General features: G+C 45.1%; 8 protein-coding genes. 4 read left to right on the forward strand and 4 right to left on the reverse strand.

What is annotated here, in order from left to right:
* Positions 1-168 precede the first annotated feature (168 nt).
* On the forward strand, positions 169-1,371 hold the full coding sequence (locus AABK40_RS04880) for an aspartate aminotransferase family protein (RefSeq protein WP_338397790.1): 1,203 nt from the start codon (positions 169-171) through the stop codon (positions 1,369-1,371).
* A 455-nt stretch (positions 1,372-1,826) separates the two neighbouring features.
* The gene (locus tag AABK40_RS04885; RefSeq protein ID WP_338397791.1) at positions 1,827-4,361 is read left to right on the forward strand and encodes a carboxypeptidase-like regulatory domain-containing protein; all 2,535 of its coding nucleotides are present in this window, start codon (positions 1,827-1,829) and stop codon (positions 4,359-4,361) included.
* A 607-nt stretch (positions 4,362-4,968) separates the two neighbouring features.
* Here the strand turns inward: AABK40_RS04885 and AABK40_RS04890 are convergent.
* From AABK40_RS04890 to AABK40_RS04905, 4 genes are all read right to left on the reverse strand, one after another.
* Positions 4,969-6,369 carry a voltage-gated chloride channel family protein gene (locus AABK40_RS04890; protein ID WP_332922048.1) on the reverse strand — a complete coding sequence of 467 codons (1,401 nt, stop codon included), beginning with the start codon at positions 6,367-6,369 and terminating at the stop codon, positions 4,969-4,971.
* A 3-nt stretch (positions 6,370-6,372) separates the two neighbouring features.
* On the reverse strand, positions 6,373-6,810 hold the full coding sequence (locus AABK40_RS04895) for a hypothetical protein (RefSeq protein WP_332922049.1): 438 nt from the start codon (positions 6,808-6,810) through the stop codon (positions 6,373-6,375).
* A 450-nt stretch (positions 6,811-7,260) separates the two neighbouring features.
* Positions 7,261-7,839 (reverse strand): acyl carrier protein phosphodiesterase, encoded by a 579-nt coding sequence (locus AABK40_RS04900; protein ID WP_338397792.1) that lies wholly within the window; start codon positions 7,837-7,839, stop codon positions 7,261-7,263.
* A 165-nt stretch (positions 7,840-8,004) separates the two neighbouring features.
* A complete protein-coding gene (locus AABK40_RS04905) occupies positions 8,005-8,874 on the reverse strand; it encodes a pentapeptide repeat-containing protein (RefSeq protein WP_338397793.1) in 870 nt (289 codons plus the stop codon).
* A gap of 421 nt (positions 8,875-9,295) precedes the next feature.
* On the opposite strand from AABK40_RS04905, the gene AABK40_RS04910 reads away from it, so the two are divergent.
* Positions 9,296-11,209 carry an AAA domain-containing protein gene (locus AABK40_RS04910; RefSeq protein ID WP_338397794.1) on the forward strand — a complete coding sequence of 638 codons (1,914 nt, stop codon included), beginning with the start codon at positions 9,296-9,298 and terminating at the stop codon, positions 11,207-11,209.
* A gap of 102 nt (positions 11,210-11,311) precedes the next feature.
* Positions 11,312-15,673 (forward strand): PAS domain S-box protein, encoded by a 4,362-nt coding sequence (locus tag AABK40_RS04915; protein ID WP_338397795.1) that lies wholly within the window; start codon positions 11,312-11,314, stop codon positions 15,671-15,673.
* Positions 15,674-15,740 lie beyond the last annotated feature (67 nt).

Here is a 15,740-nt window from a genome sequence, read left to right on the forward strand (position 1 = left end):
CGATGTTTGATGAGTGAAGGGCTCAACCCATTTCAATGCGTTTTTGTATTAATAGCCCATTGCTTCAGTTGTGGGTGATAGGATACGACGGGTCCACGATTTTCCCCTCCGAATAATGAAAATGTTCTCAATACGCCTTAACTTGCGAAAAATAAGCGATTAAGGTTCATGGAATTGACGAATCAAGAAATATTTTATCAGCACCAAGCGCAAACTTCTCCCTACCCTTTAGGTATCGAGATTGAGCGTGCTGAAGGCGTGTTTATGTACGATACTGAGGGGAAGGCCTATATGGATTTGATCTCGGGTATTGCGGTGAATAATTTGGGGCATGGTCATCCACGGGTGATTAAAGCGGTGAAGGATCAGGTGGACAAATACCTGTTTGTGATGGTCTATGGTGAAATGGTGCAGAAGCCACAAATCGACCTCACCCGTAATTTATTGTCTGTTTTGCCCGAGCAGCTGAATTGTACCTATTTTGTGAACTCGGGTACAGAAGCCAATGAGGCGGCGCTGAAGCTGGCCAAAAGATATACGGGGCGCACGGAACTCGTGAGTTTCAACCGTTCCTACCACGGAAATACGCATGGCTCATTGAGTGTGTCGGGGAATGAGGTGAAGAAGAATGCTTTCCGTCCGTTGTTGCCGGATGTGCGTTTTATCGACTTCAATGTGGAGGAAGATTTGAAGCAGATTACCGAGCGTACGGCGGGGGTGATTGTTGAACCGATTCAAGGCGATGCCGGTGTTCGGATTCCTTCAGTAAATTATATGAAAGCCCTCCGTAAGCGATGTGATGAGGTCGGTGCGGTACTGATTTTTGATGAAATTCAGACGGGCTTCGGACGCACGGGGAAATTCTTTGCTTTTGAGCATTTCGGCGTCGTGCCCGATGTACTGACCATGGCTAAAGGCATGGCAGGCGGTATGGCGATGGGCTGTTTTGTGGCGAATCAAAAGTTGATGAAAACCCTTAGTCATGATCCTATTTTGGGGCATATTACTACTTTTGGCGGGCATCCTGTATGTTGTGCGGCGGCCAATGCTGTTGTGGAAACCCTGAAAGAAGAACCGCTGATTGCAGCGGCTGAAGGCAAAGGGCAATTGATTGAAGACCTGCTGAATACGCACCCTGCGGTGAAGGAAATCCGCAGAAAAGGACTGATGTTTGCCATTGATATGGACAGTTTTGAGTTGGTTAATCGGGTGGTAACCAAATGCATTGAAAGAGGTGTAATTACCTATTGGTTTCTTTCTACGCCATACGCATTCCGCATTGCACCTCCTTTGGTAATTTCTGAAGAAGAAATTCGACAGGCCTGTGCCACGATCTTGCAAGTCATTGAAGAGGAGTATCAGAAAGAATAATCGATATCGTTGGTTTTTCTTTAAAACCATGGATAAAGTATTGAGGAATTAACTTTGAAAGCCTGATTTATAATGTATAAATCAGGCTTTTTAATTTTTTATTGGGGTGTGGGTTTTTCGTGATTCGTGGGGGTAAAGCGAACCTCTCGAAAGGTGTTGCGGTACTGCATGAAGGGGCGCGTAAGTCTGACGCTTATCGAATAAGTGTTTATTATTGCTATTTTTATCATTACCGAAAACTGCAAATATATATCGAGTTTCCTTTTTTCTTTTAGCTGTTGGCCAAAGTCCCTGTGGTATGATGTTGGCTATATATTGCTTTAAAAAGATCATGAAAGAATTTTTTAAGGTCTTTTTTATTTTGAGTAGGGGTAAACCTACACCTGCTGCTCTTATCACTGAGTGGGGCTTAATGTCAAGCCTTTATCCGTGAAGAAGAAAAATCGAATTCAAGTATGAATAATACACGACTCCATATAGCACTCATTGAAGCGACATCACCAAAACGCAAAAAAACAATCAGTTTTAAAGCCCTTGCTTGTTGCTGGTGGTTGGTGGCTGGCCTTGCTTTTTCATCCGTAGCACAAAAACGGGTGGAGAAATTGGCGAAAAGATCCGTATTGAGGGCGAAGGTGATTGATGCCGACAATGGCTCAGGCTTGCCGTTTGCCGCTATTGCTGTAAAAGACCATTACGGTGTAGGGGTGAATACTGCAATGGATGGGAAGTTCGAATTGAACCTTGAAGCGATTACTCCACAGGATTCGCTGGTCATCAATTATATGGGTTATCATAACCGCACGGTATCGGTAGCACAGGTTTTTGATATGAAAGGCCATGCCATTGAAATGACTTCGGAAACAAAATTACTGGGGGAAATTGTTGTGGAGGCCGGTGAAAATCCTGCACTGGCATTTTTGAAGAAAAACCGAAAAGCATGGCGACAGCAGGTGGCCAAAGACCGTCACCATCGTCAGTCGAGAAAAGCAACCATCCTTTGGGAAACCACCGACAAGCCTGAACATACGGGTTGGCTGATGGCAGATTTATCGAAATACCTGACCGTCGATAAGAAAGATGGCAAACAGCACCTTCCGGTAATGGTCGCACAATATGATTTGGTACGCAAAATCAGACAGGGCAGAGTCATTGAAACTAAAACCATCAAAAAGGAGAAAAAAGGACTCGGCTTTGATGCCAACGGGGTACTTGGCGAGGTGATGGGCAATGCCAAGCTGATGATCGACAACATCATGAATCCACAGGTGATTGTGATGGACCGCACGGTGGTATCGCCCTTCAACAGTCTTGGCGGGCAGATTTATGAATTTGTATTGGCTGATGAGCCAGTGGAAAGAAGTGGTAAGAAATTCTATAAGCTGGATTTTGAGCCCAAGAAAAATATAGAGACAGGTTTTATCGGGACATTGTGGTTTTGTGCTCAGGACAGTCTGCTGACAGAGGTGAGTATGAAGCTGAAAAACAGTGCCAACCAGAACTTTTTGACCCATTTTGATTTCGATCAGCAATGGATGACTGGCCCGAATGGGGAGCATTACCCAACGGTTACACACTATAATCAGGAAATGACGGGCCTGCCAGTTTTCAAACACCTGAATGCGCACTACACTTTGCGGGACTGTTGGCTTGATGGTAAAAAAGCAACGGCCACAACGGCACCAGTGTCTTCGTCCAACTATGTAGCTCCTGCCTTGGCGCAGGCTTCAGACAATGCCATGCAGGTGATGGATCAGCTGAACAGCACAAGCCGCATTGCCAAGTTCAATAAATGGGTGAATGTTTTTGGCTCAGGCTATTATGAATTCAAGCACTGGGATCTTGGCCACGCCCTTGATTTTATGCTTTATAACGATATTGAAGGGGCGCGTCCGGGTGCAGGGGCCATGACAGACGAGCTCTTTAACAAAAAGCTGTTTGTTTCTGCTTACTCGGGCTATGGGGTGCAAGATCAGCAATGGAAATACAATCTTGATACGAGGGTCATTTTTAACCGTCAGAAGCGATTGACGCTTGGCGTGAAAGTGCGCAATGAACTGGCTCCTTTGGCGAACTTATCTTTTGAACAACCGCCACTCGAAGCGGATTTCCGCATGGCTCAGTGGGGAGCACTTTCTAAACGGATGCCGTTCTATCAACGCCTCGCCCAGGCCGACTTCACCACACGATTACACCCTGACTGGTTGCTGACGACCGCAGTGCGACATGAGGAGTTGAGTGCTCCAGAAAAAAATGTATTCAGAACAGATATGCCCACACCTAACTGGATTGCCAATGAAGGGGTGGTCGAGTTGAGATGGAGCCCGCATGACCGTAGTTTATACAATAAAAATTACCGATTACTCAGAAAAGGCGGGCAGCCGTATCCTGAATTTCGACTGGGTTATGTGCCAGGAAATGTCGTCGATGGGCAACATCATTCTTACACCTACAACAAAGTGTATTTTCAGTTGCGCTCAGAATTTGCCCCAGTGATTCCTTCTATGGGGGAGACGTCCTACTTCCTTCAGGCGGGATTTATTCAGGGGAAAGCACCATTTCCTTTTTTGCGGGTTTCGCAGGGAATCGACGGGCCAGTTTATGCTTATGGAAGCCATCAGATCATGAATTCTTTTGAATTTGTAAGTGATAAGTATGTTGAATTTGAGATGCAGCACTTTTTCGAAGGGGCGCTGTTCAACAGGGTGCCTGGTTTGAGGTGGTTGCATGAAAAAACAGGCATGGGCGTTGTCGTGGACTTTGATTTTGCCTATGGCGGAATGTCCAAAGAGAACCAACAACTCAATGCGGCTTACTTTCCAGCTGACGGACATTTTCAAACCTATCAGGAGCCTTATATGGCCGTTGGTTATGGTTTGCACAACATTTTCAAGATATTCTTTGTCGAATATTGGAATCGTCTGACGTATAAAAATCAGCCATATTCGATGAAGAATGACGGCTGGACAGTCGGCTTTGCTTTGAGAATGTAATCTAATAATATGGGGTGAAATTGATATTGCCTCAAGCGTCCCGCTTGGACCGACACCCTTAATCAAGTTTCAGTTTGAGAAGATGTAGAAAAAGATTTGCTATAATGGCAAATCTTTTTTTTGAATAATTTTTTGTGGTATTATTCTAATTTTTACTTTTCAATTGAAGCGACATATTTTTTGTTTTTACCTTCAATAGGAGAGTTTTCCTTGATCGCTTCACACGCCACGCTAATTTTGAAGTCAGGGCTAAATGCCCTTCTTCTTTTTCTTGATTTACAGGTTGATATGCTGTTTTAACTTGCTGCCTAAATTATTGAGGGAAGTATAATTTTTACTTTCAGAAAAAGCATCCTGGGTTACAGGAGCAATTTGGGATACTGATGGTGGCGTTATGGCAGGAAGAAATTAAAAATATAAACTGGTGTAAAAGCCAGTGGCTGCAAGGCATAAAAAAGATAGCAGAAAAGAGCTAAACTTATAGTTTGGTCCTTTCTGCTATTTTTGTTTTCACCAGAAATATATTGCACATAAATCTTCTGCTATTTATATGCAAACCCGATAGCCAGTGTCATCTGCGTACAAAATCAACCGCTAATAATTATGCCTAACCCTTCGAGTCATCCGAGGAGTTGGTTTTTGGAGGTCGTAAATGTTTACCCTTTTTCCTCAATTGCCCCAAATTTTCTTCAAACTTTTGCAAAGAACCAATATGCTTCGGTGTATGCACTTTCTGGGAGGTATAGATCCCTGTATGCCCGCTGAAATAATAAGCTGTGAAACAGGCCAAGGCGAAGTAAAGGAAATATTCAGAGCCGAAAAGTTCAACGCCCATAATGGTACAAGCCAGGGGAGTGTTGGTGGCGGCAGAAAATACGCCAATGAATCCCAGTGCGGCAAACAATGGAATGGGGCCGTCAAGTAAAACACCCATGGTGTTGCCTAAAGTGGCACCCACAAAAAACAATGGGGTTACCTCGCCACCTTTAAATCCTGCGCCAAGTGTAATGGCGGTCAATACTAATTTTGAAATCCAGGAGTACCAATATGCTCCACCTTCCTGAAAGGCCGTACTGATGGCAACGCCTCCCTCATGGTAAGGCTTCACCCCAATACCGATATAATCATAATTTTGTGTCGCCGTAACAATGGCGATCACCACGGCACCCCCAACAACGGGAATCAGGTAAGGGTTTTTGATGTGTTTTTTGAGGGTGTCTTTCACCTGGTGGGTGAGTTCCCCAAAAAGATAACCCGCCAGACCAAATGCGATACTGGCAACAATAATTTTGATGATCAGCAAACTAACGGGCAGAAAATGGATGTCCATGTTAAAGGCCACATTGATCGGGTCGGTGATGTTGCTGAGCTTGTTATGGCTGTGGTGAGTCCCCCAGGCGACGGTCACGAAGTTGGCGATAACAGAAGCGTACAGCGCTGGAATAATCGCATTATATCGCATGCGGCCGATATACAGCACCTCCAGAGCGAAAATTGCCCCAGTAAATGGTGTGCCGAAAATGGAGCCGAAACCTGCGGCGACACCCGCTATCAAAATCAGCTTATGATCGTTTTCGTCCAGGCGGAAAAGTTTGCCCAGTTGTTCGGCGGTGGCTCCTCCAATCTGAACGGCCGTCCCCTCTCGGCCTGCCGAGCCCCCAAAAAGGTGGGTGATGACCGTGGAAAATAGGACAAAAGGGCTCATGCGACCAGGAATTCCTGCACTGGAGGCATGGATCTCATCAAGGATCAGGTTGTTGCCCCCTTCGGAGTTTTTCCCAAACTTACGGTAAGCCCAGATGATGGCGACCCCTGCCAAAGGCAACAGGTAGATGATCCATGCATAATTGTCGTAAGTGGAAATTCTGAAATCCGTGGCCTTGGAAAGTAACCACAGAAAAAAGGCATTGATGGACCCCACAATCACAGCGAGTGGAGTAATGATCAATAGCCATTTCAGGAGCATTTTAATTTGATGGTAGGTGTGTTGAGTAAAGGGGAAATTCATCCGCTATTTTTGTTTGGTTTTGAAATGCTTAAGTAGGAACCGATGTACTTGATCGAACTCGGTATGTTTTTTTGGGTTTATACGTATTATTCGCTGAGGAAAGGCAATGATGAGCTCTTGTATTCTTTTGCCTTTGTATTCAATATCGCTTTTCATCCAGAATTTCATCTCTGGCGTGCTGAATGTGGTTTTCTGAAGACCAAATAGGCGCTCCTCTTCGATTTCCGCTTTAATAAATTTATAACTTTTCAGCTCCAATAAAAAGCGGACGGTCAAGATAATAGAGAGCGCAAAGGCAAAGGCCAAAGAAATCAGCCACCAAATTGTTACAGAGGGGCTTGTGGCCACATGGTGGAAATTAAAAATTACGGCGCTGTAACACAAAACGATCAATACGGTCAGCGTAAAACGAACGCCAAATTTAGGATATACTTTAATCATAATAATAAAATCTGCGGGCGACCGAAAAAGGTGCGTCGCCTCGTGGCGCAAATTTATGGGGATTATGGGAAAGGGCAAGAGGTTTTGATATTTACCCGTGTGTTGATTTAATTATTGTCCACAGATTTATGGGATTTATGAGATTTGATTTTAACCCAAGTGTAGAAAGGTGGGCTGAAATTATGGGTCGCATATAAATGTTAAAGCGGTGTTATGGATCATGATTTAAAAAATTACCATGCTTTTTATTTTTTTCAGGTCATTTTGTAACTATAACCTTTCAAACTCATTCAAAAATAATCTGTGGAAATCTGCGGACAATAAATATCCCTTTAATTTTTGTGGGTGGTCGTAATGGTCTGTCGGACAATTGATGGTATAAAAGGCGAAGGTTCACATATTTATAATCCTTTTAATTCCATTAATCTGTGGACATATTTATCGTTTCGTTTAAAAATCCCCCGAAATACAATGCGCCTGCAATTCCTGATAAAATTCTCGGAACAGTCCCTTAATCGGGTCACCGAATTCCTTCAGATCGGAATATGCCTGTTTCATATTATTCGGATGCCGCACCCGATTGCTAATACCCGCCAACGCCTGACAGATACCCGTTTCCGTCGCATAGCTCAGCAACCAATCATCCTTGCTCATGTACTGATAGATCTGTTTCGCCCGTTCGGGGAAACAATCGTGGAAAGCAGCAATTTTCTGATAGCTGTTGGTGGTGAATTCTTCCAAATTCATTCCTTGCCATTGCTCAAAATCCTTCGCCAAAAAATGATCAAAAAACATGTCCATCACCACGCCCGACCACTTGCCCTGCCGTGGACGGATCAGGCTTTTGGCTTCCAAAACCAAGGGGTGCGTATCGGTAAAGTGGTCAATGCTTCGATGCATGATGATGCCCTCGGCCACGCCTTTGGGAAAAGCACTGAAGTTTTTTCCCTTAACAAAATCACCGATATAATTGCCAGCCATCAGGGCAGCATCGGGCGCAGAAAGGTGCAAATGGGCGAGGTAGTTCATCTTGTAGTTTTAGCTTGAATATTTTGTAATTTAATCAAGATAAATGGAAGGGCATAATGGTGCCGTTTTAATATAATGTAGGGACGTTGCATGCAACGTCCGTACTGTAAGGCATGAGATTACCTTTCGCGCTATCGCGAGAGTCCCTCTCGTGATAGCCATACCTTATTCCTCCACCACCTCAATTCCATCCAACTTCACACCTTCATTCTTCAGGAAAGCACAAGTCAAAGCATCGGCTTTACAATTCACAAAGCGGATATCTTTTAACTTTCTATTATTTTTGAAAAAAGTATTGACCAAAGTCGCATTTTCGAAGGTTACTTTTTTGAACCCACAACCGTCAAAAGCACAATCCTCGAATTGGCCAACGAAGGTCATCTGTTCGAAGGAAGTTTGCGTGAATTTCGTCTTTTGCCATAGAGCATGCTTACATTTCAACTGCTGAAGGTGGCAGTGATCGAAGGTGGCTTCGCTGAAATTAGCACCGACCATTGATCCATTTTTGATGTAGCTTTTGAGGAAAGAAGCTTTTGAGAAATTGGTCTGTTCAAAAGTGTTTTTGGTCAGGGATGATCGCTCCACCTTACTTTGTTGCCAATCGGATTTTGTGAAATCACATTGGATAATTTGATTGTCCTTGAGATGAAGCGGGGAGAGGGTTGCGCCTATGAATTGACAGTTTTTAAGGTTGCCTTCGCGGAATTGTTGGTGCAGATTTTTTAAACCTGAAAAATCAGCATCTTCCCAAATTCCACCTGAAAAATCAAAGGTGTTGTTTATTGCTTTTTCCTCGGCTGTTGGCTTGGTATTGTTCTGTGGTGTGGAGTCAAAATCTTCTGAAAAGTAATTCAGATCCACCTTTAGAATCTTCGCCAATTTATTCAAGCTGATGATGTCGGGCATGGATCCCCCCCTTTCCCACTTGCCGACTGCCTGCGGACTGATGAACAGTTCTTCCGACAGTTTAGCCTGAGAAAGTTGTGAATTTTTTCGTGCCTCGGCGATTTTTCTTCCGATTGATTTTGTTTCCATGAGGTTCATATTGAAATTTTTTTTAACATCACAAAAGTATTTCGAAAGATTATAAGTAGATATTTTCAGCAACTACTTGCGGTTGTTTTCACGCTACACGCTGTTGTATGCCGCAACGGGTGGTTGTTTTTTTGAAAAATATCCTAAATTCGAACTTTAATTGAATATTAAATATTATGTAGGGACGTTGCATGCAACGTCCGTACCGATAGGTACAAAAATATTCGAAAGCGTATTTAGACCATGAATTTTTATAGAACTATCGCGAGAGTCCCTCTTGTGATAGCCTACGATCTATTGCTATCACGAGACAGCGTCTCGCGATAGCTTGAATAAGCTGTGGAAATCCGCGTAATCTGCGGACCATCAGGTACCCCTTTCACATCATTCGTTCAGTATAAATTAAACCATACATATCATTATGCCCTCAACTTCTGAGATTGCCATCCAACAAACCATCAAATTATTGCAGCAGGAAAAAGAAGCAGACCTGGCGATTTTCCGACAGCAGGTGATGGAACGATCTATCGACAAAAAAAGGAAGGATGGCGTTTGTTGGTATCCTGTTCAGCTCAATAAACAATTCTATGGCACTGGCGAACGGCTTGTGATTGATATTGAACGCATCAAAGGGCAGGAAGATAACCATCAGTTTGGGGCAGGGAAGAGTGTGGCGATTTTTGTCAATGATAACGGGCAGCAAGGAAAAAAATGGCTTTCGGGCGTGATTCAGTACGTTCGTGGGCAGGTGGCCAGAATTGTATTGCAGGAAGATGAATTGCCAGATTGGGTTACTGAAGGTGGACACCTCGGCTTGCAACTCATGTTTGAGGAAACCACCTACCGCGAGATGGAACGGGCATTAAATATTGTGGCCAATGCTACCGGCCGGGCCAAGGAGCTGCGCGAAATTATGCTCGGTGATCAGCAGGCAGGTTTTAAGGAGGCCTTTCCGGAACAATTGCCACAGCTGAATCCCTCTCAGAACAATGCCCTGTATAAGATACAGACGGCAAAAGATGTGGCGGTGGTTCATGGCCCTCCGGGCACGGGGAAAACCACCACTTTGGTTTATGCGATCCGTCAGGTTTGTAAAAAAGAGAAGACCGTTTTGGTTTGTGCACCTTCCAATGCGGCGGTTGATTTGCTCACTTCCAAACTGGATGAAATGGGCTTGTCAGTTATTCGGCTTGGGCATCCGGCACGGGTAACGGAAAGCTCCATGCAGTTCACTCTTGACATGCAGATCGTTAATCATTCGAGTTATTCAGACCTGAAAACGGTGAAGAAAAAGCGGGAAGAGTATATTCGCCTGGCTGGAAAATATAAAAGAAAATTTGGCACTGAGGAAAGGGCGCAGCGGACTCGCCTGTATCAGGAGGCCAGCAGGTTGGCTGAAGAGGCGCGCATGCTGGAAAATTATATCTCTGATGATCTCCTCGACAAGACGCAGGTCATCACTTGTACCCTTGTTGGGGCCTCTCATTATTTGCTCCGCGAAATGAAATTCAAAACAGTCTTTATCGATGAGGCCGCTCAGGCACTGGAACCCGCCTGTTGGATTCCTATTTTAAAAGCCTATCGTGTTGTACTTGCCGGAGATCACCATCAGTTGCCACCAACGATCAAATCTTTTGAGGCAGCCAAAGCGGGTTTGTCCAGGACCCTGTTTGAAAAGACCATCAATAATAATGATGCAGATGAAATGCTGACCATTCAGTACCGGATGAACGAGGAGATTATGGGCTACTCAAACAAGCATTTCTATCAGGGCAGACTGAAAGCGCACCCTACGGTAAAAAATGGCCGATGGGAATCGCTGTCGCCCGTGGTATGGGTGGATACCGCAGGGGCGGGCTTCTTTGAACAACAACACCGGGATTCACGGTCGAGCTTTAACCCTAAAGAAGGACAGATCCTGTTTGGCTACCTGAAGCAACTTGCCGAAGCAAGCCCAGAAAATATTCCTACGGTCGGGATTATTGCCCCCTATAAAGCACAGGTAGAATGGCTGAAGCAACATTTGGAGCAGGAGTGGAAAGACCACCCCTGGCGTGCAAATATTTCGGTGAATACCGTGGATGCCTTTCAGGGGCAGGAGCGGGACATTATCCTGATGAGCATGGTTCGTTCCAATACGGATTGTAAAATTGGCTTTTTGCAGGATCAGCGACGGATGAATGTGGCCATGACCCGCGCAAAAAAACACCTCTGGATTATTGGCGACAGCGCCACTTTGTCTTCTGATGATTTTTTCGATCAGATGTTAAACTATATTCAGAATATCGAAGGCTATCAGTCCGTTTTTGATGCGCAATTCCAAGAATGGATGTGATTTCAAGATTGATTTCCAAGGGTTTTTGGGGAATCCTGCCGAACTGTTTATATTCATTAAACCGTTTGACTCCTGTTCATTATTTCGCCTAATAAAATACGCATGCAACTCAAGCAGAAAATTATATTCCTGGTGGTTTCGGTCCTTTTCGTTGGTATTGGAATTCTCACCTATGGTATTCATCATAAAACAAGCGATTACACCCTGAGCACCTCCAAGGTGCTGGCCAATCAGATCTCCAAGCGCTATGCCAATAATATGGAAGAGCTGTTGGCGGTTTCACTCAATAAAGGGGAGTTATTGCAAGAGGTGATTCTGCAGATTAAACATACCAACAAACAACCGCGGGAACTGATCAATAAGATTGTGGAAAAATCCGTGATGGAAGATCCTACCGTGGATGGCGTTTGGATGGTCTGGGAACCCAATGCCCTCGATGGCCTGGATGCGCAGGAGAAAAATACCCTGGGCTCCGATAAAAATGGTCGTTATATGCCCAATTTTTATCATCAGGGAGATTCTGTTACCGTAGAGTTGCCTTTCGCAAATCCAGACACCTCTTTCTGGTACCTGAAATCCCGCGTGGTGGGGCGCCCATTGGTGCTTAACCCTTATTGGGCGCAGCGCGGAGGTCAGCAAAAGCTGGTGATTTCAGCCGTTACGCCACTCGAAGGAAAAGACAATATTTTTGAAGGTGCCATTGGGGTGGATGTCTCTTTGGCCAATATTCAGCAACGTATAGCAGAAATCGGCTCTTTTGTAAGTGGGCGGGTGCTGTTGGTAGGTAACGACGGCACCATTGTCGCTGATTCAGATTCTACCCAGATCGGGCGTAAATTACAATCCTACAAGGAGCGAAAAATTGATCCGCTGATTGTATATCAGGGGCGTGCCCGTGAGCGCAAGGTGGAAACAAAAGCGGGGGTGATGTATCAGTTTTATTCCCCGATAAATATTGGTTTTGGCGAAAACCCGTGGTCATTCATTATTCAGGTGCCGGAATCCCAGATTACGGAATTGACCAACAACGTAACGCGCAACCTTTTGCTGGGATCGTTGATTTCCCTGGTTGTGCTGGTTTCTTTGCTCGTGTTTTTCCTGAACCGGATTGTCGCGCCCTTGTTGCGGGTCTCCAAAATGATGCGAGAGATTGCCGGGGGGAAAGAGCCCGATATGATGTCGTTTTTGCATAAAAACAGGAAACGAAAAGATGAAGTAGGGCAGATGATTGAGTCGTTCACCGTTCTGGCCTCCGCAATGCAGGAAAAGCAAGTGGCGGAGGAAGAGTTGATGACCGCTTTCGAGAGCCTGGAATCCTCGAACACTGAAATCAAACGACTCAACAATCAGCTTGAAAAACGGGTAGTTGAACGAACCGAAACTTTGCAAGCGACCTTACACGATCTGGAGGTGAAGAATGAGGAACTTTCGGAAAGCAAGCGAAACCTTGAGCTGGCCCAAAAAGAATTTGTGGCGAGTGAAAAACGGTATCGTTCCCTGGTGGATGATTCTGTGGTGGGGGTGTTCCGATTGAATCACGAAGGGGATTTTAAATTCCTCAATGAGGCGATGGCGAGTTTATGTGGATATAATTCCTCTATTGAACTGATGGACGATCAGCCATGTTTTTTCTGTATATGGAAAGAAGGCGAACAGGTGGAGGAGCTCCTTGATCGTATTCGAAGGGATGGTTCTGTAACGAATTTCCTGGTGAAGATTTATGCCAAAGATGGCAGCATTCGACATTTGCTGATCAATGCCTCGTTCAATGGCGACCTGATCGAAGGGATGGTGGTTGACAACACCAAAGAACATGAAGCACTCGTTCGCCTGCAAGAGCGGGAAGGTACCTTGCGACTGGCGCAGAAAATTACGAAAATGACCAGCTGGAAGTGGGATATTGCCTCGGATGAGCTGAAAGTGTCCAGTGAGTTTTATGATATTTTTGATATTGACCCCAAGGAGTTTGACCACAAAGTAAGCTCTTTGCAGCAGTATTTTCCAGAGGAGGAGCACCTGTTCAACACGCGCACCATTCAGAAGCTGGTGAATCAGCATCAGGGCAGTGACTGGCAGGACTATATTTTCGAAGAAACGACTTTCAAAATCCGTACTGCCAAAGGAGAGGAACGGTGGATTTTAGGGAATGAAAAGGGCATGAGTAAAGATGGCCGTCATTACCTTATTGGTACGTTTCAGGACATTACAGCGAAGAAAATTTCCGAAGACCGATTGCGACAGTACCGCACGATTATTTCTACGGCGCATGAGATTATGGCCCTGCTGGATGCCGATGGCAATGTGGTGAGGACAAACCTGGCCTTCAGAAAAGCAATTCAGAAGGATTTCAGTGAAATTGAAGGAAAGTACATTAAAGAGGTGGTGCCCGATGTGGATTCCGAATTGGTGAGCATCATGAAAGAGTTCAGGGCGGGGAATGTTCGTCCGCATCAGATTCAACGATGGTTCAGCCTGCCGTCTTCTGTGGGTAGGGTCTTCCTGACCGTTCAGGTATTGCCCGTTTATGGGGAAGATGGCCAATATCAGGGCTTGACTATTTCGGCAAGGGACATTACAGATATCAGGGAAACTCAGGAGCGCCTGGAGCGTATCCTGCATTCTATTGATGATGGGGTCTTTGACCTCGACTACAGTTCCCGTGATTTCTTCTATTCTGAGAATATTTATAATATGCTGGGGTATCACCCGAGCGAGCTAAGCGATTATCAGGACGATATTTTTAGCATTACACATCCTGATGATCTCGAGGATTTCAGTCAGTCAGTGCTTGATCTGATTCAGGGGAAAACCGACCGTATTGTCTGCGATATCCGATTGAAAAAGTCTGATGGCATTTATCTTGAAGTTCAGATTCGCGCCACTGCTTTTCAATGGGGACCTGATGGTCGGGCGTCCAAAATTATTGGTACGCAAATGGATATTTCAGCACTGAAAGAAAAAGAATATGCCTTGCAGGCAGCCAAGGAGCAGGCGGAGCAGGCCAACAAGGCGAAGTCGGAGTTTTTGGCCAATATGTCGCATGAAATCCGCACGCCCATGAATGCGGTGATCGGGTTTACGGAATTGCTCGAAGGGCAAATTTCTGATCCGCGACATCAGGGTTACTTAAACTCCATTAAGGCTGGTGGCAAAAGTTTGCTGACGTTAATCAATGATATTCTCGACCTGTCGAAGATTGAAGCCGGCAAAATGGATTTGACCTATGAGTCTGTGCTGACAAAAAGCTTCTTTCAGGAAATTCAGCAGATATTTGCCCACCGGGTAGCGCAGAAAAATCTCGATTTTATTGTGGAGGTGGCAACGGATTTCCCGGTCAGTCTGATGATCGATGAGGCACGTTTGCGTCAGGTGATTTTCAACTTGATCGGTAATGCGGTGAAGTTTACTGATCAGGGCCATGTGAAGCTGACCGTCAAGCATGCCAAAGGGAAGCAGGAAAATGAAGTGAAAATCAATATTGCCGTGGAGGATACGGGTATTGGTATTCCGCAGGATCAGCAGGATCTGGTATTTAAGGCTTTTAGACAGCAACAGGGGCAAAGCACCCGTAAATATGGCGGTACAGGTTTGGGCTTGTCCATTTCTCGCCGCCTGGTTGGGATGATGGGCGGACAGATGTCCCTTTCTTCTGTGGAAGGAAAAGGCTCTACTTTTTCTATTGAACTGCCAGCGGTCGAACTCGGTATGACACTTATCGAGGAGGAACAGCATGGGTTTACTGCCGAGCAAAAGATCGTTTTTGCGGAGGCAAAAGTATTGGTGGTTGATGATATTGAGATTAACCGCGTGTTGATTTTTGAAAACCTCAAAGACACTTCGCTGCAATTATTTGAAGCCTCCAATGGTAAGGAGGCTTGTGAAATTGTGGAGCAGGAACGACCGGATTTAGTGTTGATGGATATCCGCATGCCCGTAATGGATGGTTATCAGGCGACACGTACAATCAAGGCCAACGAACACCTGAAGCATACGCCGATTTTAGCATTGACCGCCTCGGTGATGAACGAGGACCGTGGTAAAGTATTTGACGCCGGATGCGATGGGCTGCTCCGGAAACCGATCAGTGCCGTGGACCTGAAAGAGGCCATGTCGAAATACCTTCCTCACCATATTGAGGAGGAGCAAGCCGCTTCTGATACCGCACCATCGGCGGAAGGAAATAGCCAGGTGAGCCTGCAACATTTATCGGAAATTCAGCAACAAGCATTGAGAAAGGTGATTCGTGAAGAACTGACGCCCCTGTGGAAAAAGGTGGCCGATGAGCTGATGTCAGATGACGTGGAGGACTTCGCCGAGCTCTTGCAAGCACTTGCCGAAGAGTTTAAATTGCCTGCCTTCAAGCAGGTAGGGCAACAATTAAGTGCGTATTTAGATTGTTTCGATTTAGAGCAAATGGAACATGAGGTGTCATCCTTTGGACAAATTTTAGATCGCTTAGGTTAATATAGCATTAAGTTTGTGTTATACTTAAATTTAATGTACTTTTTATCAGTTGTGCGCTATATGATCA

Origin of the sequence: Persicobacter psychrovividus (assembly GCF_036492425.1) — a bacterium.
Classification (GTDB): domain Bacteria; phylum Bacteroidota; class Bacteroidia; order Cytophagales; family Cyclobacteriaceae; genus Persicobacter; species Persicobacter psychrovividus.